The 20,903-nt window shown below is 52.4% G+C and carries 24 protein-coding genes and 2 tRNA genes; 16 read left to right on the top strand and 10 right to left on the bottom strand.

Annotated elements, in window-relative coordinates:
- Positions 1–82: 82 nt before the first annotated feature.
- The 3 genes from dnaG to rpsU all read right to left on the bottom strand — a co-directional run bounded on the left by dnaG (position 83) and on the right by rpsU (position 2,556).
- Positions 83–1,810, bottom strand: a complete 1,728-nt coding sequence (dnaG, locus tag AYI96_RS13135; protein ID WP_039034928.1) for a DNA primase — start codon at positions 1,808–1,810, stop codon at positions 83–85.
- A gap of 80 nt (positions 1,811–1,890) precedes the next feature.
- Positions 1,891–2,334 (bottom strand): GatB/YqeY domain-containing protein, encoded by a 444-nt coding sequence (locus tag AYI96_RS13130; protein WP_039034927.1) that lies wholly within the window; start codon positions 2,332–2,334, stop codon positions 1,891–1,893.
- A gap of 6 nt (positions 2,335–2,340) precedes the next feature.
- Positions 2,341–2,556 (bottom strand): 30S ribosomal protein S21, encoded by a 216-nt coding sequence (gene rpsU / locus AYI96_RS13125; RefSeq protein ID WP_006080725.1) that lies wholly within the window; start codon positions 2,554–2,556, stop codon positions 2,341–2,343.
- A 196-nt stretch (positions 2,557–2,752) separates the two neighbouring features.
- Between rpsU and tsaD the strand changes: the two genes are divergently transcribed.
- A complete protein-coding gene (gene tsaD / locus AYI96_RS13120) occupies positions 2,753–3,769 on the top strand; it encodes a tRNA (adenosine(37)-N6)-threonylcarbamoyltransferase complex transferase subunit TsaD (RefSeq protein ID WP_039034926.1) in 1,017 nt (338 codons plus the stop codon).
- 99 nt (positions 3,770–3,868) lie between these two features.
- On the opposite strand, the gene plsY is transcribed toward tsaD, so the two are convergent.
- On the bottom strand, positions 3,869–4,465 hold the full coding sequence (plsY, locus tag AYI96_RS13115; protein ID WP_373297541.1) for a glycerol-3-phosphate 1-O-acyltransferase PlsY: 597 nt from the start codon (positions 4,463–4,465) through the stop codon (positions 3,869–3,871).
- A 275-nt stretch (positions 4,466–4,740) separates the two neighbouring features.
- Here plsY and folB point away from each other — a divergent pair, with 275 nt between their 5' ends.
- The 4 genes from folB to AYI96_RS13095 are packed head-to-tail and all read left to right on the top strand — an operon-like array spanning position 4,741 to position 7,232.
- A complete protein-coding gene (folB, locus tag AYI96_RS13110; RefSeq protein ID WP_039034924.1) occupies positions 4,741–5,091 on the top strand; it encodes a dihydroneopterin aldolase in 351 nt (116 codons plus the stop codon).
- A 7-nt stretch (positions 5,092–5,098) separates the two neighbouring features.
- Positions 5,099–5,596: a 2-amino-4-hydroxy-6-hydroxymethyldihydropteridine diphosphokinase gene (gene folK / locus AYI96_RS13105; RefSeq protein ID WP_039034923.1), complete on the top strand. Its 498-nt coding sequence runs from the start codon at positions 5,099–5,101 to the stop codon at positions 5,594–5,596.
- 16 nt (positions 5,597–5,612) lie between these two features.
- Positions 5,613–6,413 (top strand): undecaprenyl-diphosphate phosphatase, encoded by an 801-nt coding sequence (locus AYI96_RS13100; protein WP_101094735.1) that lies wholly within the window; start codon positions 5,613–5,615, stop codon positions 6,411–6,413.
- 9 nt (positions 6,414–6,422) lie between these two features.
- Positions 6,423–7,232: a putative RNA methyltransferase gene (locus AYI96_RS13095; protein WP_039034921.1), complete on the top strand. Its 810-nt coding sequence runs from the start codon at positions 6,423–6,425 to the stop codon at positions 7,230–7,232.
- A gap of 130 nt (positions 7,233–7,362) precedes the next feature.
- Here AYI96_RS13095 and AYI96_RS13090 read toward each other — a convergent pair whose 3' ends face one another.
- Together AYI96_RS13090 and AYI96_RS13085 are read right to left on the bottom strand one after the other, a co-directional pair.
- On the bottom strand, positions 7,363–7,629 hold the full coding sequence (locus AYI96_RS13090) for an Lpp/OprI family alanine-zipper lipoprotein (RefSeq protein ID WP_025010519.1): 267 nt from the start codon (positions 7,627–7,629) through the stop codon (positions 7,363–7,365).
- A gap of 226 nt (positions 7,630–7,855) precedes the next feature.
- The gene (locus AYI96_RS13085; RefSeq protein ID WP_071476907.1) at positions 7,856–9,097 is read right to left on the bottom strand and encodes a multifunctional CCA addition/repair protein; all 1,242 of its coding nucleotides are present in this window, start codon (positions 9,095–9,097) and stop codon (positions 7,856–7,858) included.
- A gap of 167 nt (positions 9,098–9,264) precedes the next feature.
- On the opposite strand from AYI96_RS13085, the gene AYI96_RS13080 reads away from it, so the two are divergent.
- Both AYI96_RS13080 and AYI96_RS13075 read left to right on the top strand, forming a co-directional pair.
- Positions 9,265–10,920, top strand: coding sequence for an ExeA family protein (locus tag AYI96_RS13080; RefSeq protein WP_144361739.1), 1,656 nt, complete (start codon positions 9,265–9,267; stop codon positions 10,918–10,920).
- The gene (locus AYI96_RS13075) at positions 10,920–12,038 is read left to right on the top strand and encodes a general secretion pathway protein GspB (protein WP_144361738.1); all 1,119 of its coding nucleotides are present in this window, start codon (positions 10,920–10,922) and stop codon (positions 12,036–12,038) included. Before AYI96_RS13080 ends, AYI96_RS13075 begins: the two co-directional genes overlap by 1 nt.
- A 273-nt stretch (positions 12,039–12,311) precedes the next feature.
- Here the strand turns inward: AYI96_RS13075 and AYI96_RS13070 are convergent.
- Together AYI96_RS13070 and AYI96_RS13065 are read right to left on the bottom strand one after the other, a co-directional pair.
- Positions 12,312–12,387: transfer RNA gene (locus tag AYI96_RS13070), tRNA-Thr, on the bottom strand.
- 7 nt (positions 12,388–12,394) lie between these two features.
- Positions 12,395–12,470, bottom strand: a tRNA-Phe gene (locus AYI96_RS13065).
- A gap of 376 nt (positions 12,471–12,846) precedes the next feature.
- On the opposite strand from AYI96_RS13065, the gene AYI96_RS13060 reads away from it, so the two are divergent.
- The 6 genes from AYI96_RS13060 (at position 12,847) to AYI96_RS13035 (ending at position 16,980) form a co-directional block, all read left to right on the top strand.
- Entirely contained in the window at positions 12,847–13,395 is a 549-nt protein-coding gene (locus tag AYI96_RS13060; protein ID WP_071476904.1) for a cytochrome b, read from the top strand.
- A gap of 4 nt (positions 13,396–13,399) precedes the next feature.
- On the top strand, positions 13,400–13,975 hold the full coding sequence (locus AYI96_RS13055; protein ID WP_028779012.1) for a YceI family protein: 576 nt from the start codon (positions 13,400–13,402) through the stop codon (positions 13,973–13,975).
- 172 nt (positions 13,976–14,147) lie between these two features.
- Positions 14,148–14,483 carry a thioredoxin family protein gene (locus AYI96_RS13050; RefSeq protein ID WP_144361737.1) on the top strand — a complete coding sequence of 112 codons (336 nt, stop codon included), beginning with the start codon at positions 14,148–14,150 and terminating at the stop codon, positions 14,481–14,483.
- A 56-nt stretch (positions 14,484–14,539) separates the two neighbouring features.
- Positions 14,540–15,082 carry a dihydrofolate reductase family protein gene (locus tag AYI96_RS13045; protein WP_044733973.1) on the top strand — a complete coding sequence of 181 codons (543 nt, stop codon included), beginning with the start codon at positions 14,540–14,542 and terminating at the stop codon, positions 15,080–15,082.
- Entirely contained in the window at positions 15,079–15,570 is a 492-nt protein-coding gene (locus AYI96_RS13040; RefSeq protein WP_144361736.1) for an AAA family ATPase, read from the top strand. The genes AYI96_RS13045 and AYI96_RS13040 overlap by 4 nt, the downstream gene beginning before the upstream one ends.
- A gap of 219 nt (positions 15,571–15,789) precedes the next feature.
- Entirely contained in the window at positions 15,790–16,980 is a 1,191-nt protein-coding gene (locus AYI96_RS13035) for a multidrug effflux MFS transporter (protein ID WP_144361735.1), read from the top strand.
- Between the two features lie 367 nt (positions 16,981–17,347).
- Here AYI96_RS13035 and AYI96_RS13030 read toward each other — a convergent pair whose 3' ends face one another.
- Together AYI96_RS13030 and mutY are read right to left on the bottom strand one after the other, a co-directional pair.
- Positions 17,348–17,626 carry an oxidative damage protection protein gene (locus AYI96_RS13030; protein WP_039034915.1) on the bottom strand — a complete coding sequence of 93 codons (279 nt, stop codon included), beginning with the start codon at positions 17,624–17,626 and terminating at the stop codon, positions 17,348–17,350.
- Positions 17,627–17,628: 2 nt separating this feature from the next.
- The gene (gene mutY, locus AYI96_RS13025) at positions 17,629–18,735 is read right to left on the bottom strand and encodes an A/G-specific adenine glycosylase (protein ID WP_144361734.1); all 1,107 of its coding nucleotides are present in this window, start codon (positions 18,733–18,735) and stop codon (positions 17,629–17,631) included.
- A 170-nt stretch (positions 18,736–18,905) separates the two neighbouring features.
- Between mutY and trmB the strand changes: the two genes are divergently transcribed.
- The 3 genes from trmB to glsB are packed head-to-tail and all read left to right on the top strand — an operon-like array spanning position 18,906 to position 20,882.
- Positions 18,906–19,622 (top strand): tRNA (guanosine(46)-N7)-methyltransferase TrmB, encoded by a 717-nt coding sequence (gene trmB, locus AYI96_RS13020; RefSeq protein WP_039034913.1) that lies wholly within the window; start codon positions 18,906–18,908, stop codon positions 19,620–19,622.
- 22 nt (positions 19,623–19,644) lie between these two features.
- The gene (locus AYI96_RS13015; protein ID WP_144361733.1) at positions 19,645–19,968 is read left to right on the top strand and encodes a YggL family protein; all 324 of its coding nucleotides are present in this window, start codon (positions 19,645–19,647) and stop codon (positions 19,966–19,968) included.
- Entirely contained in the window at positions 19,968–20,882 is a 915-nt protein-coding gene (gene glsB / locus AYI96_RS13010; protein ID WP_039034940.1) for a glutaminase B, read from the top strand. Before AYI96_RS13015 ends, glsB begins: the two co-directional genes overlap by 1 nt.
- Positions 20,883–20,903 lie beyond the last annotated feature (21 nt).

Below are 20,903 nucleotides of genomic sequence, written 5' to 3'. Positions count from 1 at the left end.
CTCTTGCCGCACAAATCGTCAATTATAGCCATGTGCGCATCCCTGTGCTAGTCCGGCGACCGGACCCATAAATTGAGAGAGCTTATTGGCAGCTTTTCATCGCTGCGATTAGCTTCTTAAGCTGTATTTTCTCTTCTTTAGTATGGGTCTGTTTCAGACTTAATTCCTGGTAACGTTGCTCAATGTATTGATTGTTCAGCCATACCAGGGATTTTTTGAACTCTTGCTCCAGGTTTTCATCCGCCACTTGATGCTCCCATTGGGCTAGTTTTCTCAGGGCGGAAAATTCGTCCGTATCCCTGAATTGCTCAAGTAGTTGTGCGCTGTTCATCTTCTGGGCGCGAGTCAAATCCAGTAATTCGACCAGCAAGTCTATGCCGGCCATCTGCAAATGCTTAAGAGCCGGTTGGGGGATCAAATTCAGCCCCAACTGTGGGTGTTGTACCAGCAAGGCGACGGCGAGTCGCAGCGGGGTACCCCGGCCCTTAAGCGCTTTATGCCGGGCAGAAGCCACCCCTTGGGGGCTCTTGAATCCCAGCTTCTTCTTCAGATCATCTGCGCTGTTCATGCCGAGCCTGTGTGACAGGTCTTCGAGCAATAGATTTTGCAGCACAGTATCTTGAATCTTTTCAATCAGAGCTATGGCCTGTTTCGCCAAGTTGCCCTTGTCTGTCCCGTATTTAGTGGTCAGGGTATCGAACAGAAACCCTGTCAGTGTTTGCGCTTCATCTATCAATGCCTCGAAGGCTTCTTTGCCTGTCTTACGCACCATGGAGTCGGGATCTTCCCCCTGGGGCAAAAACATAAAGCGCACTGTATCGCCGGGCTTAAGCAGTGGCAGGGCGGTTTCCAGTGCGCGCCAGGCTGCTTCTTTTCCGGCGTTGTCACCGTCATAACAGCAAACCACTTCTTTGGCGCTGCGCAGCAACAACTGAAATTGTTCGGCTGTGGTCGAAGTCCCCAGGGAGGCTACTGCATAATCGACCCCAAATTGAGCCAGCGCCACCACGTCCATATAACCTTCGACAATCAGCACTTGTCGGGGTTCTCTGTGAGCCTGCTTCAGTTCATAAAGACCGTAAAGCTCGTTACCCTTATGAAATATGGGCGTTTCCGGAGAATTCAAGTACTTGGGGGTACCATCTCCCAATACCCGGCCACCAAAGGCAATCACCCGGCCGCGTCTATCGCGGATCGGGAACATCAGTCTGTCACGGAAGCGGTCATAACGCTTACCGTTGTCGTTGCTGATAATCATCCCCGCAGTCAACAGTTTGTCCTGCGACTCCTGTTGTGAGCGGTAGCGACTCAGCAAGCCATCCCAGCCGTCGGGGGCAAAGCCTATGCCGAAGCGCTCGACCACCTGGTCTGATAATCCACGAAAGGCCAGATAGTCCAACACCTTCTGTTTGTCCTGGTGTTGTCTGAGCTGGCTTTGGTAATACCTGTTAGCCTCTTCCATCAACTGATAGAGATCGCGGCTGAGCCCTTCGTCACGACGACGATTGGGGTTATTCTCCCGCGGTACTTCCAGCCCCAGTTGGCTTGCCAGCTCCTCAATGGCATCGAGAAACTCGAGACGGTCATACTCCATGATGAAGTCGATGGCATTGCCATGGGCACCACAGCCGAAGCAATGGTAAAACTGTTTATCTCTGCTAACGGTGAAAGAGGGTGATTTTTCGCTGTGGAAAGGGCAACAGGCAGAATAATTCTTACCCGCTTTTTTAAGGGGTACTTTGTGATCGATTAGATCAACTATGTCTGTGCGAGCAATCAGCTCATTGATAAAATCACGAGGTATAGCCATCAGACTGAGTCATGCACCCTTGACCGATGTAAACAAACAAGCCGCGCAGATGCACGGCTTGTTCATACGTGGAAACCCGCTTATTGCAGTTTGGCACGGATCTGGGCACTAATTGCACCCATGTCTGCACGACCCTGAACTTTGGATTTCAACGCTCCCATTACTTTGCCCATATCCGCCATAGTGCTGGCGCCGCTATCTTGGATAGCCGCATCAATCAGCGCAGCGATTTCGCTTTCGCTCAGAGGCTGTGGCAGGAAAGTTTCAATAACTTGAATCTCTGCTGCTTCGACTTCTGCCAACTCCGGACGACCCGCTGCCTCATATTGGGCAATGGCATCACGGCGTTGTTTCACCATTTTGGTCAAGACAGCTATTATCTGCTCATCATTCAGAGTTTCGCGGGTATCCACTTCAATCTGTTTGATGGCAGCTAATGCCATACGAATCGTACCCAGGCGGACCTTCTCTTTGGCCACCAAGGCTTGTTTCATCTGGTCTTTCAGCTTATCTATCAGGCTCATAAGGAATTAGTATAAACGTACGCGACGTGCGTTTTCGCGAGAAAGCTTCTTGGCCAGACGCTTAACTGCAGCAGCTTTTGCACGCTTACGAGCAGTAGTTGGCTTCTCGTAGAATTCACGAGCACGCACGTCGGCCAGGATACCGGCTTTTTCACAAGAGCGCTTGAAACGACGCAGAGCTACGTCGAATGGTTCGTTTTCACGTACTTTAATAATTGGCATACGCCATCACCCCTTAGGTGTAAGTTTGTATTGAGTCAATCACTTGACCCAAGTGGATTTAAAATGGTGCGGAATTTTAAACCGACAGGCACTGAATGTAAAGTCCCTAAAGTAAATTCACTTTAGCCTACAACTGGAGAAATCTCCTGGTTAGGGGTAGAATTGGCGCCCCTTTTCAGGTGGAAAGATTTCATAGATGCGGGTTTTAGGTATTGAGACATCCTGTGATGAGACAGGAATAGCGGTTTACGACGAAGAGCAGGGGCTGTTATCCCATGCACTTTACAGTCAGGTCAAGTTGCATGCCGACTACGGTGGTGTGGTGCCTGAGCTGGCATCAAGGGATCATGTGCGTAAAATAGTGCCACTGATCCGTGAAGCACTGGCCAAGGCCGATACCCGTATCGAAGATCTCGACGGTATTGCTTACACCAAGGGGCCGGGCCTTATAGGTGCGCTTTTGGTGGGGGCTTGCGTTGGTCGCTCCCTGGCATTTGCCTGGAATAAACCCGCTGTTGGTGTCCACCATATGGAAGGGCATCTGCTGGCGCCCATGTTGGAAGAGGATGCACCTGAGTTTCCCTTTGTGGCGCTCTTGGTTTCCGGTGGTCACTCCATGCTGGTGAAAGTAGAAGGCATAGGCAGCTATGAAGTCTTGGGTGAATCCATAGATGATGCGGCCGGTGAAGCCTTCGACAAGACAGCTAAACTGATGGGGCTGGATTATCCTGGAGGCCCAAGATTGGCTAAACTCGCCGCCAAAGGGGAAAAGTCCGGTTATAAGTTTCCCCGGCCGATGACCGACAGACCGGGTTTGGATTTTAGTTTCTCGGGACTGAAAACCTACGCAGCCAATACCATAGCCGCCGAACCGGATGATGAGCAGACCCGTGCCAATATCGCCAGGGCATTCGAAGAAGCCGTGGTCGATACCATGGTTATCAAGTGCCGCCGCGCATTGGAGCAAACCGGCTTTAAGCGCTTGGTTATTGCCGGTGGTGTCAGTGCCAATACCCGTCTGAGAAGCTCACTGGCCGAGTTGATGCAAAGTCGTGGCGGCAAGGTTTTCTATCCCAGAGGCGAGTTCTGCACAGATAACGGCGCCATGATAGCCTACGCAGGCTTGCAGCGCCTCAAGGCCGGCGAGCGTGAGACGTTGGCGGTGAAAGGGCAGCCGCGTTGGCCGCTGGATACCCTGGAGGCGATTTCCTGAAGGAGCCTAGCTAACTCATCCTCTGTAACCTGAAAAGTAAAAGGCGCCAATGGCGCCTTTGCTGTTTTTGTGACAGTCGTTACAACCGTGCAATTGCTTCTATTTAGTGCGCCTGGAGCGCGACATTTTGGATTCTTCCCCCTTGAGCAGGCGGCGAATATTATCCTTGTGGCGGATAATGATCAGTGTCGATAGCATGGCCACCGGCAGGGTAAATCTGTCATCCAGCCACCAGGTATATAAAGGTGCCAGCAGGGCGGTAACCAGGGCCGCCAGCGAGGAATAACGGGTCAGTAAAACCACCACTAACCAGGTACCCATCAAACACAGCGCCAAGCCTTCACCTATAGGCGCCATGGCACCGAGCGCTGTGGCTACGCCTTTGCCGCCCTTGAAACCGAAGAAAATCGGGTATATGTGTCCAAGGCAGGCGGCAATGGCTATCACCCCAAGCCAGACGGCATCTATCCCCATCAGATAAGCGGTATAAGCGGGCAGAGCCCCTTTGAGCATATCAAAGAAAAACACCATGGCGGCGGCCCAGGTGCCACCGATACGCAGCACATTAGTCGCGCCTGGGTTGCCGGAGCCTTTGCCTCTGGGATCCGGCAGACCCTTGAGGCGGCACACCAGCACGGCGCTGGAGATAGAGCCGAGCAGGTAAGCGGCCACAATCATCATTGGGGTCAGTACCATGGTACTCAAATTGGTTTCCTTACTCGTCTTAAGGTATTATCGCGCACATTGAAAAATGCAGCCCTTGCCCGGATAACCCAAGGTGAAAATCTTGACCACTTAATGGTGGTTGGAAATTTCGGGTTCATCTTGTCCTTCAATGCCTTATCCTACTTAAGATTGGGCCAGGTAGAAAGGGGCTGCCGTGAATATCTCCGGAACGCGTCGGATTATAGCGGTTTTATTGACGTTAGCTTATCTGACCTCAGGCCCGGCAGTTGCTAAGGGGGGATTTTATGGACAGAGTGCTGATACGGGAATTACAGATAGAGACGGTTATTGGGATCTACGAGTGGGAAAAACAGATACATCAGACACTGCTTATTGATCTGGATATGGCTTGGGATAACAGAGCCGCTGCAGACAGCGATGATTACAGCCAGGCGCTCTGCTATGAAACCGTCAGCAAGCGTCTTACCGACTTGATTACCGCAAAGCCTATTGAGCTGATTGAAACCGTCGCCGAAATGATAGCCCATTGCCTGATGAGTGAATTTGCAGTGCCTTGGGTCAAGGTGCGGGTGATGAAGCCCGGCGCTATTCCTTCGGCCAAAGCGGTCGGTGTTGAAATCGAGCGTGGTATCTAACGGCAATATGGCACATATCTACATCAGTCTGGGCAGCAATATCGACCCGGAACGTTATCTGCGTGCAGCTATCCACGAGCTGCACGCTGCTTTTGGCGAGCTGCTGTTGTCATCGGTTTACGAGAGTGAATCAGTGGGATTCAAGGGCAGCAACTTTCTCAATATGGTGGTGGGCGCTCATACGTCACTCGGTATTGCCGAAGTGGTGGCCTGTTTCAAGCAGATAGAGCTGCGCCATGGTCGGCTCCCGGGTGCCAAAAAGTTTGCTCCGCGGACTCTTGACTTGGATCTACTGCTCTACGATGACAAGGTCTGTCAGCAGCCCATTGTTTTACCCAGAGCCGAGATCCTGACCAACGCTTTTGTGCTTTGGCCACTGGCTGAACTGGCACCGCAAACCAAGCATCCTCTGGCACAACTCAGCTACCAGCAGTTGTGGCAGGAATATGATAAGGCCAGTCAGAAGCTCTGGCCTATCGCTTTCGATTGGGGCCTGTCGGCCTGATTTTTTAAGGACAATTATGGACACATTACAGGTCATTATCCTTGCCCTGATCCAGGGCCTGACTGAATTTTTGCCTATTTCCAGCTCGGCGCACCTTATTTTACCCTCTCAGTTACTCGGCTGGGAAGATCAGGGGCTGGCATTCGATGTGGCAGTGCACATAGGCTCACTACTCGCTGTGGTACTCTACTTCCGTGCTGAAATCATAGCTATGCTGAATGCTTGGTTTGGCAGCATATTCAAGGGCAATCACAGCGCCGAGAGTAAACTCGCCTGGTGGATTATTCTGGCTACCATACCTGCAGTCATCTTTGGTTTTATGGCCAAAGATTTGGTTGAAACTTATCTGCGGGGGCCGGGTGTTATCGCCATTACTACTGTGATATTCGGTTTGCTGCTCTGGTGGTCAGATAAGATGGCTCGGCTTGAACTTACTGAGTATCAAACCGGTTGGCGCAAGGCATTGATGATAGGTTTTGCCCAGGCATTGGCACTTATTCCCGGCACCAGTCGCTCGGGGATCACCATGACTGCGGCCCTGATGCTGGGGCTTAATCGCGAGGCGGCGGCGCGTTTTTCTTTTTTGATGTCGATTCCAGTGATCCTGGGCGCGGCGCTGCTGATGGGCAAAGATCTGCTCGAAGGCGGGCATGTGATTGACTGGCAAGCCTTGATTTTGGGTGTGGTGCTTTCTTTTGTCGCGGCCTTCACCTGTATTCACCTGTTTTTGAAGATCATCAGCAAGATGGGCATGCTGCCTTTCGTGATCTATCGTTTGGCGCTCGGCGCACTTCTGTGCGGCTTTATTTTTCTGTGAGGCCTTAAGATGAATTCAGTGCAATTTCAGTGCCCTGTTTGCCAGAGTGAACTCAGGCAACATCTGGCATCCAGAGGTTTTTACTGCGCCAACAAACATCACTTCGATCGCCAGGAAGACGGCTATTGGCTGCTGGCCAAGCCCAAGAGCGCGGCGGTACATGCCTTGTCGCGCCAGGCGTTGCGGGCCCGGCGTTTTTTGTTGCAGTCTGAGTTGATGGCGCCTTTGCATCAGGCGCTCAATCTCAAGCTGACCAGACTTGCTGAAAACTGTGAAGCTGTACTTGACCCCAACGCCGGAGACGGCGCTTTGCAGCAGATGCTGCAACTGCCGGAAGAGCTGCAACGCCTATTAATCTGTGATGCGCAAAATGCTGCCTTCGCTGCAGCCAAGGCATTGCCTGAGGCGCAGGTTTTTCTCAGTGTTGCCAAACGTTTGCCCTTCGCAGATGCGCAGTTTTCACTGGTGACTCTGCTCGATGGTCAGCTCAAGGGCAAGGAGATCCCCAGGGTGATGAAGCCGGGGGCACATCTTATGATGTTGGCACCCGGGCCCAGGCACTTATGGCAGTTGCGTGAACAATTGAATGCTGACCTTAAGCTGCGGGAGTTCAGTATCAGCCTGCCGGCAGAGTTGACAGTGCTGGAAACCGAGAGCTTGAGTTTTTCGCTGGATGTCAGTGGCGAACAGGCGTTGACGCTTCTGGAAACCACCCCTTATGCTTGGCGTGCCGGTGAAAAGCAGAAGCGCTCGATTGCCGGACGGGCCATCAAGGGATTGGAGCTGGATTACCGTTTGTTGGTGATTAAACGAAACTGAGTTTGAGCCTTGGATTTAGGCTGAAAAGTGAAGGTTAGCTGGAATCTTGATCAGGACTGACTGGAAGCCATTGTAGGCTTCAGCGAAAAGCAAATCGGCAACACCTTGGTGTTGCCGATCCGGGACTGAATTACTTCTTGTAACGAGAAGCAACGTTGTCCAAGCGGTCGTTAGCACGCTTAGCTTCAGACTGAGCGTCCATAGCAGCAGCTTTGGCATCTTTAACGTCAGCAGACAGTTTGCCTTGCTCTGCTTTCAGAGAGCTAACTTCGGCTGATAATTGATCAACTTTGTTGCCCAGGTTAGCAACGCTTTCTTCCAGAGCAGTGGTGTTGGCACAGCCACCCAGCAGAGCAGTCATTGCTACGCCAGCAATCATCAGTACTTTTTTGTTCATGAAGAAATCCCTTTAGATAGGTTGGATTTTTAATGGCTCGACTGCAAAACAGCCGACACCGCCTAATTATGTCATAGTCAATTTATTTTGCTACGAATATTCACGCACAGGCCACTTTACCTTATCGAATACTCATTGAATTGCCAAGTCTTTGGGAAAATAGCCAGTTTTTTCGCTATTTTTTTAACATAACTGAAATTATCACTGTCAATATCTTGCCTTTCTCTCAGGAAACGGCGGAATTCAGTAACAGTTGCTTTTCTTGACGTACTGCAGCAATCCGCTGCTGAGCAAGTTCTACCCTGATGGCCGGGCCCTTGTGCCCTGCTGCTACTATGGGTTTGACATCTATCGCTGCTGCCACCGCAAAAAGCTGCCTCAACGCCTGCGCCTGAGGGTAGGGGGCTTGTTCAAGCCCGGTGCGGCCTTTGGCATCGGCCTCACAGGCCAGCGCCAGTTGCTCCAGGCGCTCTGGCTTGCGCCAGAAATCGGCTTTATCGAAGATTTTCACTATGGTTTCCGGTCTGAGCTCCATCAAATTATGAATATTTTGATGCTGATCGCTGACCAGCAACGCCAGATCTCGATACTCAGAAGGCACTCTGAGCCGCTCACACAGATTGCGGATAGGTGCCAGACCTTTCTGGCCGTGACCGTGATGTTTGGGCAGCATGTCGGCCGGGGTCAAAGCCTTACCAAGATCGTGTACCAGCGCGGCAAAACGCACCGCTTTGTCCTGGGTCAGTCTAGCGGCTTGCTCCAAAACCATAAGTGTGTGAATGCCGCTATCGATTTCAGGATGCCATTTGGCCGGTTGCGGTACGCCGAACAGGGCGTCGATTTCCGGCATCAGTGCTTGTAAAGCCTTGGCCTGACGTAGAACTTCAAAGAACACCTGGGGCTGCTCGCAGCCGAGCACCTTATCCAGTTCCTGCCATACCCGCTCCGGCGTTAGTGCGCCAAGCTCGGGGCCAGCGGCAATTTCCTGCATCAGAGCCAGGGTTTCTGGGGCGATACTGAAACCTTGAGGCGCAAAGCGGGCGGCAAATCTGGCCACTCTGAGTACCCGTAGCGGGTCTTCAACGAAAGCGGGGGAGACATGCCTTAGCACCCTGGTTTCGATATCCTTTCGGCCGTTGTAGGGGTCGTGCAGTTCGCCATCCTCACTTTGGGCTATGGCATTAATAGTCAAGTCCCGCCGCAATAGATCTTCTTCCAGAGTGACGTCGGGCGCCGCATAACAGGAAAAACCGCCGTATCCCAAGCCTGTCTTGCGCTCGGTTCTTGCCAGGGCATATTCCTCTTGGGTTTTGGGGTGCAGAAACACAGGGAAGTCCTTGCCCACCTGCCGGTATCCCAGTGAGACCATCTGCTCCGGAGTCGCTCCGACGACCAGATGATCCCTGTCTTTGACAGGCAAGCCCAATAGCTTATCGCGTACCGCTCCGCCAACCAGATAAATCTGCACGCTTGTGAATTCCTTATAATCGACTGCTTTGGTAATGGCCTCAGGATACCATGAGAGCGGGCCGCTGGGGACTTTCCCGTGCATCACATAAATGGCGGCCGGGGTTTTACAATTTATGACCTTGCCTTAAACTGAGCTGTCTCTAACAAAGAAGGATGGTAGTGCCTATGTACAAGGCCTTTTATGGACTGAACGATAACCCGTTTTCAATTGCACCCAATCCCAGTTACCTGTTTCTCAGTGACAGACACAGGGAAGCCTTGGCGCATTTGACCTATGGCCTGGGAGAGACGGGGGGCTTTGTGCTGCTGACGGGCGAAGTGGGCACAGGGAAAACCACGGTTTCCCGTTGTTTGTTGCGGCAACTACCGGATAACACGGATACTGCCTTTATCCTCAATCCATCTCTAACCGAGCTTGAGCTGCTGGCCACACTTTGTGATGAGTTGAAAATTCCTTATGGTGAGGCACCTACCCTTAAGCAGTTGACCGATCATATCAGTGGTTTTCTGCTGGCTAACCATCAGGCCGGACGTAACACAGTATTGATCATTGATGAGGCCCAACATCTGCGGGCCGAAGTGCTTGAGCAACTGCGCTTGCTTACCAATCTGGAAACTGATACCCGTAAATTGTTGCAGGTGATCCTCATAGGTCAGCCCGAGTTGCAGCAACTGCTCAAGCGTCAGGAGTTGCGGCAACTGGCGCAACGTATAACCGCCCGGTACCATCTGTTGCCGCTCACTGAAGAGGAAGTGGGTTTCTATGTGCAGCACAGGTTGCAGGTTGCCGGACGTAGCGAACCCCTGTTCAATCGCGGCGCGATTCGGGCGCTGCATAAATTCAGTGGTGGTATTCCAAGGCTTATCAACCTCTTGTGTGAGCGAGCACTGATGGCGGGTTATGGTCAGTCGCGAACGCCTATTGATGCCAAGATGGTGGCCTCTGCCGCCGAAGAGGTGCTGGGAGAGAAAATCAAACAGCGTAATTATTGGTTACCGGCTTCTGCTGCCGCTATGCTGCTTTTGGCATTTGCCGGTGGTTACTATTTCCTGGCGCAGCCGGAGAAGGCTGTGGCCCAAGATCAGTCCGGACGCCAACTTCATTCAGGGACAGATGCCAAGCAGACTCAGGTTTCCGGTAATCCAGCTGCTGTTAACCATCCTTCTGTCAATCCAGCTGGCGCAGATAAGCCCGCTGTCAACCGGGCACAACGGATCCTGACGCAGGCCATAGATCAGAGCCGCAATATAGATACTGCCTTCGCGGCGCTGTTTGCGCTTTGGGACAAGGTGCCATATTCAGGCATCAGCGCTTGTCAGGCCGCTGAGCAGCAGGGGCTTGCCTGTTATCAGCAGCAGGGTAATCTCAACTCCTTGCTACGGCTCAATTATCCGGCTGTGGTCTATCTGGAAGATGAACAACAGCAGCCTTTCTACGGCACTTTGGTTACTAAAGATGGTGAACAGTTACTGCTACAACTCAATGAACAGCAACTTTGGGTCAGTGTTGATTGGTTCAACCGTCATTTCAGCGGCACTTTTGAAATTATCTGGGATGCCCCCAAAGATCCGCTCAAGGCGATAGGCCCCAGTGCCGGCTTGGCTCAAGTGCAGTGGCTGGAAAATACTCTGGCGCAGGTAGATGGGCGCCAAGCCAGATTAATGAGCTATTTTGACAGCGAGCTGGAGCAGTCGTTGCAACAGTTTCAACGTCGTCATGGTTTGAAGCCGGACGGTATTGCCGGTAGCCAGACTTTGGTTCAGCTCAACCTGTATCTGAGCCATCAAGGGCCCAGATTGTATGCGGGGGGAGAGAGCTGATGTCTATTCTTCTTGATGCGGTGACCCGGGCCAAACAGCAGGAAATGGGAGAGCAGTTGGATCCTGTGTTGACCCCCAGAGCGCAATATCGTCAGCCTTCATCTGGCAGAGCCTATTTCAAGCCGCTGGCAGTATTGGTAGTCGCTGTGCTGGCAGGAGGGGGGCTGGCTTGGGGTTGGCACATGTTGGATAACAGCAAAAAGATTCAGGCTCCCGAGACATCTTCAGTTGAGGCGCAAGCCTCGCCACAGGGCGCCCAGCAGCAAGCCAGGAAACAAGATAATCCTCAAAGAGACAAGCAACCAAACCAAGCGGCCGAGAGTGCTGCTGAGGTGCGTTTAGCCGGAAAAGTTGCTTTGCCTCTGGCTCAACCTATACCTCAGGCTCAAGTGGTTCAATCTCGACTAACCCAATCGCAAACTATACAACCGCAGACCACACAGCCTCAAAATGCCCAAGCTGTGAGTAGCACAAATCTAAACCAAAGGGGCGAAGCCAATCAGAGTCAGGCTTTAGCGAGTACTGAGCTTAATCATAATGATACGCTGGCTGCCAGTGTGGCTGAAGCGGCCAAAGAGCTGCAGTTTGAGCAAGTTCAGTCTGGCAGTTCATCTTTTGCAAATCAGCGGCAAGCGATACAGGCAGCGGATGAGGAGCCGATTATCCTGGGAGCCAATCCCAACCGCCGCGGACTTGAAGTGCTCGAGTCACTCAAGCGCCAGGTCAATGATGCGGCTGAGGATGTGGGACTATCCAGTGCCGAGAGTCGCCGCCAGGATGAATTGGTGGCTCAGTTTCAGGCTGCATTAGCCGATGTTGAGCACCGACACTCGGCGGAAAAACCTGTATCGCCTCCTGAATTGGACCCCATTCCCAAAACTGAGGAAGAGGTGCCTCCCTATGGTGGCTTGCCTGCCGGACTGCAACTGCAAGTGCCTGAATTTGATATCAGTGCCCATGTATACGCTTCTGAGCCTTCCAAGCGTTGGTTGAATGTAGACGGTGCCGAATTGCAGGAGGGCGATAGTATCAAAGGAATATTAAAGGTTGTTGAGATCCGTCCAAGAGACGTGGTGCTGGAAATTCAAGGGCAGAGGTTTAGGGTACCGGCAATCTGACCTGGTTTTAAACTGGCGATGAACCTGAAAATGGACTTTCAATGGGGCGGATAGCCTCTGCATCCAGAGTCAATCTTCACCGTCAGGCCTGTTCAAACAAGCACTCCGAATGATGTTTGTTTGAACAGGCCTTTAATACCAGGTTCTGCTATGGCTCTAAGCTATATATGACTACGACATGGGGAAGATTAATGATTAGAGACAAGGAGTTGGGCCGGTAGACAGTTACAGAAACAAAAACGCCACTCGGTGAGTGGCGTTTTTGCTGTTTCATGGTGCCGGCACCAAGAGTCGAACTCGGGACCTACTGATTACAAGTCAGTTGCTCTACCAACTGAGCTATGCCGGCTAAATTGTGGTGCCCGAACCCGGAATCGAACCAGGGACACGCGGATTTTCAATCCGCTGCTCTACCAACTGAGCTATTCGGGCAACTGAACTGAGTGTCAGTCATCTACTTCGAACCGGGGGTTGAGGCCCGTGTCGTTCGGAGTGCGCGTATAATATAGTTCTGAATTTTTTCCTGCAAGTGCTTTTTCGGCATAAATCCTGTGTTCGCTCAGTTAATGCTCAGAATTGGGCTTTTTGAGCTGAAATCAAACTGATATCGCTTGAAAAGCCAGCAGGCCGCCCATTGCATCAAACTATCTTTGCCTCAATCTGCCGTGTTACCCGCAGCACTGTGGCTCTTTAAGCCCACCTTTTGTCCTTCTTTCTAAAATTTCGAAATAAATAGCCAATATTTAATGATTTTAGTTTTCATTTAGTTTCCATATGATGTGCTTAAGACATAGCTTAAGGATAGAAAATGCTTGCCAACACTCGTCAGGGCTACGGCCTTGTCAGCATTTTGAACCACTGGTTATCGGCTATTGCCGTGATAGGCCTGTTTGGGCTCGGCTACTGGATGGTTGATTTGACCTATTACAGTGCCTGGTATCAGAAGGGGCCACATCTGCACAAGAGTATCGGCATTTTGCTGTTGGCGCTTACCTTGGTCAGATTGTTGTGGAAACTACTGAGCCCGTCGCCACAGGCGATACCGGACAAGCCTTTACTGCAGAAGGCGGCCCGTTTGGCGCATTGGGGACTCTACCTGTTGCTGCTGCTGATTATGTTGAGCGGCATATTGATCTCCACCGCCGATGGCCGGGGTATCGCGGTATTTGACTGGTTTGAGCTGCCGGGTGTCGGTGAGCTGTTTAACAATCAGGCCGATATCGCCGGGGCGATACATAAATACGCCGCCTATAGCTTGATAGCTCTGGTGGTGCTGCATGCCTTGGCGGCGCTGAAACACCATTTTATCGACAAAGATCAGACACTCGTCAGGATGATTAAACTCAAGAGAGGATAGCAAAATGAAAAAGACCCTGTTTGCCGGTTTGCTAGGCAGCGCCCTGTTATTGCCTTGCGCCGTGAATGCCGCCGACTATGTGATTGATACCCAGGGCGCCCATGCCTCTATCAACTTTAGAGTCAACCATCTTGGCTACAGCTTTGTGGTCGGGCGTTTTAACGAATTTGAAGGCAGCTTCAGCTTTGACAAGGCCAACCCGGCAGATGCCAAGGTGAATGTGACCATCAACACCCAAAGCCTGGATTCAAACCATGCCGAGCGGGACAAGCACCTGCGTTCGGCCGACTTCATCAATGCCGGCAAGTATCCCAAGGCCAGCTTCAAGTCCACCAAGGTGGAGGACAAAGGCAATGGCGAATTGGCGATTACCGGTGACTTTACCCTCAATGGGGTGACCAAGCCGCTGACCATAGATGCCAAGGCTATCGGTGAAGGGCAGGACCCTTGGGGTGGTTACCGCGCCGGGTTTGTCGGCTCTACCGAGTTTGCCCTCAAGGATTACAAGATTACTACCGATCTGGGCCCGGCTTCCACTCACGTCAAACTCGACCTGGTGGTTGAAGGGGTTAAACAGTAACCCACAATAGTTTTTACAGAAGGCGCCGTCGGCGCCTTTTTCTTTGGCTTGTAAACTGGCAGCGAAAGTCACCGAAAGTCACCGAAAGTCAGCGCCGATATGGCACAATGAGCGCCAATAAAAACAATCAGGCCCGGATACCTGAGCCGCCGGTGAGTTGTGAGTTGAAACCATGTTGAATATCGAAACCCTTGAGCAGCTTAAACAACTGCTCGAAAGCCAACCCGCGGTATTGTTGCTGTTCGGCGGCGAGCATTGCGGCGTGTGTCAGGCATTGAAGCCCAGAATAAGCGCCATGTTGGCCGACGAGTATCCACTATTGCAGGCGGCCTATATCGATTGTCAGGGTCCTGGCCAGCAGCTATCTGCCCAGATGAGTATCTTCAGTCTGCCCGTGGTGCAGGTCTATTTTGGCGGCGAAAAGTTTGCCGAGTTGCAGCGGGTATTTTCTCTGGCGGATCTGCGGGAGGCAATCGACAGGCCATATCGGCTCAGTTTTGAGTCTTAGGGAAAATAATCGACAGGGCTTTCTGTTATTGAGTTCGGAGCTAAAGGAGTAGTTAGATGAAAAATAGGGTGTATATGGCCCAGAGTCTGGATGGTTTTATTGCCGGACCCAATGGTGAGCTTGATTGGTTGGCGGCAATAGATAACCCGGAGGGCAGCGATCTGGGATTTGCCGAGTTTATGGCTTCGGTCGATGCTCTGCTCATGGGGCGCAACACTTTTGAGGTGGTGGCCGCCTTCGATGCCTGGCCCTACGATAAACCTGTATTTGTTGCCAGCAATAGTCTCAAGCAATTACCGGAGGGTTTTGCCGGCAAAGCCGAGTTAATTTGCGGCTCGGCAACTGAAATGCTCGGCACCTTGCATGCAAAGGGGTACCACAACATCTATCTCGATGGCGGCGCTCTTATTCGCTCCTTTATTGCCGCCGCTCTGGTCGATGAGCTGACCATTACCACAGTGCCTGTGTTGCTGGGGGGCGGGATCCGGCTATTTGATACCTTGCCTGGTTCTGTGAACTTGAAGCTGGTGTCATCACAGTTGCTGTTGGGGCAATTGGTAAAGAATCGTTATCAGTTTCAAAGGGAGACACAGGCATGAATCAAGTGGGTACCTTGATCTTTTTCTGCGGCAAGATGGGCGCGGGCAAGTCGACTCTGTCGCAAGAGTTGGCTTCTGAGCGGCACGCCGTCTGTATCAGTGAAGATCAGTGGCTTGCCGCTCTTTTCTCGCAAGAGATCCAAAACTTTGGCGACTATCTCAAGTTTTCGGCCCGGCTCAAACCTGTTATGAGCGCACATATTCAGGCCTTACTCGGTTGCGGTGTCGATGTGGTGCTGGACTTCCCGGCTAATACCGCAGTGCAGCGTCATGGATTCAAGGCCCTGGCCGAGGCGGCCGGAGCGCAGCATCTGCTGGTCTATTTAGAGGCAGATGATGAGTTGTGTCTCGAGCGTCTGGCACTCAGAAGAGTTCAATGCCCGGAGCGGGCAGCCTTCGACAATGAAACCGTCTTTCGGCAGGTGAGTGCCTATTTTGAGGCGCCAACGGCCGAGGAAGCGCTATCGATAGAGGTGCGCCCGGCCTGAAAACAGCTGACATGGCGTTCGCTATTTGGCTGTGGCAGACCAAGATTATTTGTGCCAATATGCGCCGGCCGGTTTGCTGCTCTTTGGCAGAGTTCAAACATGGCGCTATAGTCATGCGGGCGCGAAGGCGCCGCAAAATAGAGGTTAGATTATGAAGAGAGCAGTGAAGGCAGTCCAATTATCGCTTGAATAGATTCTTAGCAATAATTGGACGCAAAAATGAATAGAAACAATATCTGGAATTACTCATTCTTATACTCTTTGGTACTTCTGGTACCTTTTGATCTGCTTGCTTCACTGGGGATGGACTTATACCTTCCGGCAGTGAATGAAATCGGCACAAGTTTCAAGGTAGGAAGGGAGCAGGTTCAGCTGACGCTGACCATGTATATGGCACTCCTAGGCCTTGGGCAATTGCTGTTTGGCCCCCTCTCGGACAAGCTTGGCAGAAGGCCGATAGTCGTTATTGGCGCTGTCTTGTACTCATTGTCCAGCCTGGCTATTCCCTTAAGTCCGAACTTTGATTACTTCCTGGGACTGAGATTGTTACAATCGCTGAGCGCGTCTGCACTATTGGTTGCGGCGTTTGCCACGGTCAGAGATGTATTTGCCGAAAGGGAAGAAGGCGTAGTCGTTTACGCCATCATGGGTTCAGTGTTGGCTTGTGTACCGGCAGTGGCACCGTTTCTGGGCGCCTTGATAGAAAAGCAGTGGCATTGGCAGGGCATATTTTACTTCCTGGGAATATTCGCTGCCGTGGTTGCCGTGCACACAGTGTTTAAATGGCCAGAAACCCGGCCGGCCAAAACCCAGCCGTTTCGTTTCAATAGCTTATTCATCATCCTGGGGTCCAAGACTTTTATTGGTTATACCTTGGCTTATGCAACGGCTATGGGGACCTTCTTCGCCTACTTTTCCACCTCGCCCTCGGTGCTGATGGATACCTTGCGCCTGAGTAAAGTCGAGTTCAGCCTCTGGTTCGGCTCGGTGGCGGTTGTGATGATACTGACCACCAGGTTCGTCAAGCCTTTGGTTGGGCGTTGGGGAATCAGCGGCACAGTGTTTCGAGGGCTGGCGGGGCTATTTGTCAGCGGGCTTATCCTCTATCTGTGCGAGTGGCTCTTTGGCGTTACCCTGCTGGGCTTTATGCTTCCCATGTACCTGATTGGAGTCAATATTGCCTTGACTTGTGCCGTCTCGGCCAACGGCGCTCTGCACGCCTTCTCCGCTTCGGCGGGTTTGGCAACGGCGCTTTATTATGCGCTGGAAAGCCTGTACTTAAGCCTTATGGTCAGTGTGCTGATAAAGCTGATCCCGCCCGGGACCTCGGCCACCATAGCCGTGTATATCCTTATCTCTTCCCTGTTGGCTGCGGGCTTTATCCTGCTGGGCAGGCGGCAGAGTAAATAGCTTCTTATAAGCTTGCCGGCCACACTTGAGCTTGTTCAGGTGTGGTCTATCGCTGTAGTGAGTGACATAAGGCTTCATCCCCCGGTTTAAAATCTTCGGGCTGTTGCTGCATCAGCTTGCTTGAGAATGGCGATAATTTGACTATCCGTGTATCGCGATTTTTCATGTCGAATCTCTTGCGTCTAATGTACGAGAAAATTCTACTTTTGGTTGCGGTTATTTTTCGGGGAGACTACCGATGTACAAACTGCCACTACACTTTGTCTAAGGATGACTAAACGAAAGGCCCTCTTAATGAGGGCCTTTGCTTTTTTTCATATCGGCGCAACCATTTCTTACTTTGGGTGGCGCGCTAAATTACAGCGGCTTATTCATCTTCTGCCGGTGGCACATAACCTTCAATCTGTACTTCCTGACCTTCGAACAGGAAGGCGACCATCTGCTCTTCCAGCAGTTTGCGATCATCGACATTCATCATGTTCAGTTTCTTTTCGTTGATCAGCATGGTCTGTTTTTTCTGCCACAGGCCCCAGGCCTCTTTGCTGATGTTGTCGAAAATGCGCTTGCCGAGTTCGCCGGGATACAGTTGGAAATCCAGGCCATCGGCTTCTTTCTTGAGATAGACGCAGTTAACTGTGCGTGCCATGTTTACTCCTTGGTCAGACTCGGTTCCAGGCTGGCCAATACCCGCTCTGTTGCAGCGGCCAGTCCCACCCGGGAAGGTTGGTTTAAGTTATACCAGAGACAGGGTTTGGGTTCCATTACCCTGTCTTTACTCTGGGCGCTGTGACCTTGGTCCAGCAGCATGTCTGTGGCTACTTTGCTCTTTAGCCGCAGCAACATAGGCTGAGCGTCCAGGTGAAAGTGGCTGAAGGTGTGACGAAAACCGGGTAGCTCAGTGATGCTGTGCTCTGCAAGCCCCAAGGCTTTGGCGGCTTGCTGCAGGTTTTGTCTGTTGCCAAACTCGGGGAAACACCAGAGGCCGCCCCAGATCCCGGCGGGGGGCCTTTGCTGCAGCAAGATCTCGCCATCGTGTTCCAGCACCAGTAGCCAGGCTTCTTTGGCCGGAATCGCCTTCTTCGGCTTTTTGCCGGGGAAGTCGCCCTGGCGACCCATTAGCTGCGCCTTGCAGTCGCGGGCGACCGGGCACTGGTCACAGGCGGGGCGGGAGCGGGTGCATATGGTGGCACCTATATCCATCATCGCCTGGTTGTATTTTTGGATCTCGGCCTTGGGCGTGAGCGCTTCGGTCAGCTGCCAGAGTTGGTTTTCCACATCCTTTTGCCCGGGCCAACCTTCTATGGCGCCGTGGCGGGCGAGTACCCGTTTGACATTGCCATCCAATATGGGGTGATGTTGCCCCAAAGACAGCGACAGCACAGCACCTGCGGTTGAGCGTCCAATGCCCGGCAGTGCCAGTACCGAGTCAAAGTCGGTTGGAAACTCGCCTTGGAACTCATCACGCACCTTGATGGCGGCCTTGTGCAGGTTACGGGCGCGGGCGTAATAGCCCAGACCTGTCCACAGATGCAGCACTTCGTCTATGTCGGCATTGGCCAGGCTGACAACATCGGGGAAACGGGTAATGAATTTTTGGAAGTAGGGGATAACGGTCGCGACCTGGGTCTGCTGCAACATGATTTCAGAAATCCATACTTTGTATGGGGTCTTTTGCTGTTGCCATGGCAGAGTCTTGCGACCATTCAAGTCGTACCATTTTACGATACGTTCTGCGAAAGAGGCTGTTTTGTTCATCGGCGCAGTGTAGCCGTAGCCAAGGGGCGAAACAAGGAGATTGATCCCCCCAAATGATTGACTTATTTCGTTCTTGTGGATTGTTGGTATACTTTTTCAGCATCAGGGCTTGCACTGTATGGTGAACTTTGGATAATGCCCTTCTTTTTCACACCTCTCTAGGGGCAAAAATGAGCGAAGTCACAACGGCCGAGTTTAACGAAGAAGGCAAGTATCTGCGCAAAGTAAGAAGCTTTGTGCTGCGTGAGGGGCGCCTCACCAAGGGCCAGGCCCAGGCCTTGGAAGCGCATTGGGGCAGCATGGGGCTGGATTATTCCCCCGAGCCTCTGGATTTGAACGCCGTCTTTGCCCGTGAGGCAGATACAGTGCTGGAGATAGGTTTTGGTATGGGCGCCTCTCTGGTGACCATGGCCAAGGAAGCCCCCGAGCTTAACTTTATCGGTATCGAAGTGCATAAGCCTGGTGTGGGCGCCTGTCTTGCCGATGCCGGCGAAGCCGGAGTCACTAACCTGAGAGTATTCCATCACGATGCCATGGAAGTGCTGGAGCATGCCATTGCCGATAATTCTCTGGCGCGGCTGCAGCTGTTTTTTCCCGACCCATGGCACAAGAAACGCCACCACAAGCGCCGCATAGTGCAGCCGGCCTTTGCCGAGTTGGTGCGCCGTAAACTGAAAATTGGTGGTGTGTTCCACATGGCTACCGATTGGGAAAACTACAGCGAACACATGCTGGAAGTGATGAATGCCGCCCCCGGCTATCGCAACCTTTCCAGCGATGGCACTGTAGTGCCACGGCCGGATTATCGTCCGTTGACCAAGTTCGAGGCCCGCGGCCAGCGCCTGGGTCACGGTGTTTGGGATCTGATGTTCGAACGTACAGAGTAATTACACCTGAGGGAGAAGCAGTATGGCTATTCGCAGTCGTCGTTTGCGCAAGAAGTTGCGTGTTGATGAATTCCAGGAGTTGGGATTTGACGTTAGTTGGCGCTTTGCCGACTCTGTGTCGGAGGAACAGATAGATGCCCTGGTCGACCGTTTTATTGATGAAGTTATAGAACCTAGAGGCTTGGGCTTCCACGGTGGTGGCCACAGAGAGTGGGAAGGCATTATTGCCACCCAAAGAATTGGCAAGTGCACCGAAGATGACAGAAGCGCAGTCAAGGCATTCTGGGAAGCTCAGCCAATCAGCGAGTTGGAAGTCACTGAGCTGTACGACATTTGGTGGAGCTAATCCCGGACGAGGCCTTGCTTGAGCAGGTGCTCGACAGGGTTCGCCCTCTGATTGGCCAGGGTAAGGTGGCGGATTATATTCCGGCCCTTGCCCGGGTCAATGCCAACAAGCTGGGGATTGCCGTTACCATGGCCGACGGCACCACAGTGGGGGCAGGGGATTATTTAGAGCCTTTTTCCATTCAAAGTATTTCCAAAGTGTTCAGCCTGACATTGGCGCTGACACTCTATGAAGAAAGCGAAATCTGGAGCCGGGTAGGCAAAGAGCCGTCGGGTCACTCATTTAATTCTTTAGTGCAGGTGGAGTTGGAGCGCGGCATTCCCCGTAATCCCTTTATCAATGCCGGGGCACTGGTCATCGCCGACTTGCTGCAGAGTCGCCTCGGAGCGCCCAAGCACAGAATGCTGGAAGTGGTTCGCCGTTTGGCGGGTAATCCGCATATCTGCTACGACAAGGTGGTGGCCGATTCCGAGTATCAGCACAGTGCCCGCAATGCTGCCATTGCCTATCTGATGAAGTCCTTCGGTAACTTCAACAATGATGTGGATACTGTGCTGCGAAGCTATTTCCATTACTGCGCCTTGAAAATGAGCTGCGCCGATCTTTCCCGGGCTATGATGTATCTGGTCCAAGGCGGTAAGGCATTGGATGGCAAAGCGCTGATATCACCGCTGCAGAGCCGCAGACTCAATGCACTTTTGGCTACATCCGGGCTTTATGATGGCGCCGGTGAGTTTGCCTACCGGGTCGGCATGCCGGGCAAGAGTGGAGTCGGTGGTGGCATAATCGCGGTGATCCCCGGTGACATGTCCATCTGTGTCTGGTCGCCTGAGCTTGACCGCAGCGGCAACTCACTCGCCGGAACGGCAGCGCTGGAGCAACTCAGGCTGGCCGTTGGCCGCTCAATCTTCTGATCCCAAAGGCAGCATTCCGCT

Source organism: Shewanella sp. MSW (assembly GCF_007636515.1).
GTDB classification, from domain to species: domain Bacteria; phylum Pseudomonadota; class Gammaproteobacteria; order Enterobacterales; family Shewanellaceae; genus Shewanella; species Shewanella indica.
The sequence above is the reverse complement of the archived record's forward strand: the minus strand, read 5'-3'. Positions and strand labels throughout refer to the sequence as shown.

Bases quoted from the DNA above. Each gene is read 5' to 3' on its own strand.
- dnaG (WP_039034928.1), bottom strand. From the start codon at position 1,810: ATGGCTATACCTCGTGATTTTATCAATGAGCTGATTGCTCGCACAGAC.
- AYI96_RS13130 (WP_039034927.1), bottom strand. From the start codon at position 2,334: ATGAGCCTGATAGATAAGCTGAAAGACCAGATGAAACAAGCCTTGGTG.
- rpsU (WP_006080725.1), bottom strand. From the start codon at position 2,556: ATGCCAATTATTAAAGTACGTGAAAACGAACCATTCGACGTAGCTCTG.
- tsaD (WP_039034926.1), top strand. From the start codon at position 2,753: ATGCGGGTTTTAGGTATTGAGACATCCTGTGATGAGACAGGAATAGCG.
- plsY (WP_373297541.1), bottom strand. From the start codon at position 4,465: ATGGTACTGACCCCAATGATGATTGTGGCCGCTTACCTGCTCGGCTCT.
- folB (WP_039034924.1), top strand. From the start codon at position 4,741: ATGGACAGAGTGCTGATACGGGAATTACAGATAGAGACGGTTATTGGG.
- folK (WP_039034923.1), top strand. From the start codon at position 5,099: ATGGCACATATCTACATCAGTCTGGGCAGCAATATCGACCCGGAACGT.
- AYI96_RS13100 (WP_101094735.1), top strand. From the start codon at position 5,613: ATGGACACATTACAGGTCATTATCCTTGCCCTGATCCAGGGCCTGACT.
- AYI96_RS13095 (WP_039034921.1), top strand. From the start codon at position 6,423: ATGAATTCAGTGCAATTTCAGTGCCCTGTTTGCCAGAGTGAACTCAGG.
- AYI96_RS13090 (WP_025010519.1), bottom strand. From the start codon at position 7,629: ATGAACAAAAAAGTACTGATGATTGCTGGCGTAGCAATGACTGCTCTG.
- AYI96_RS13080 (WP_144361739.1), top strand. From the start codon at position 9,265: ATGTACAAGGCCTTTTATGGACTGAACGATAACCCGTTTTCAATTGCA.
- AYI96_RS13075 (WP_144361738.1), top strand. From the start codon at position 10,920: ATGTCTATTCTTCTTGATGCGGTGACCCGGGCCAAACAGCAGGAAATG.
- AYI96_RS13060 (WP_071476904.1), top strand. From the start codon at position 12,847: ATGCTTGCCAACACTCGTCAGGGCTACGGCCTTGTCAGCATTTTGAAC.
- AYI96_RS13055 (WP_028779012.1), top strand. From the start codon at position 13,400: ATGAAAAAGACCCTGTTTGCCGGTTTGCTAGGCAGCGCCCTGTTATTG.
- AYI96_RS13050 (WP_144361737.1), top strand. From the start codon at position 14,148: ATGTTGAATATCGAAACCCTTGAGCAGCTTAAACAACTGCTCGAAAGC.
- AYI96_RS13045 (WP_044733973.1), top strand. From the start codon at position 14,540: ATGAAAAATAGGGTGTATATGGCCCAGAGTCTGGATGGTTTTATTGCC.
- AYI96_RS13040 (WP_144361736.1), top strand. From the start codon at position 15,079: ATGAATCAAGTGGGTACCTTGATCTTTTTCTGCGGCAAGATGGGCGCG.
- AYI96_RS13035 (WP_144361735.1), top strand. From the start codon at position 15,790: ATGAATAGAAACAATATCTGGAATTACTCATTCTTATACTCTTTGGTA.
- AYI96_RS13030 (WP_039034915.1), bottom strand. From the start codon at position 17,626: ATGGCACGCACAGTTAACTGCGTCTATCTCAAGAAAGAAGCCGATGGC.
- mutY (WP_144361734.1), bottom strand. From the start codon at position 18,735: ATGAACAAAACAGCCTCTTTCGCAGAACGTATCGTAAAATGGTACGAC.
- trmB (WP_039034913.1), top strand. From the start codon at position 18,906: ATGAGCGAAGTCACAACGGCCGAGTTTAACGAAGAAGGCAAGTATCTG.
- AYI96_RS13015 (WP_144361733.1), top strand. From the start codon at position 19,645: ATGGCTATTCGCAGTCGTCGTTTGCGCAAGAAGTTGCGTGTTGATGAA.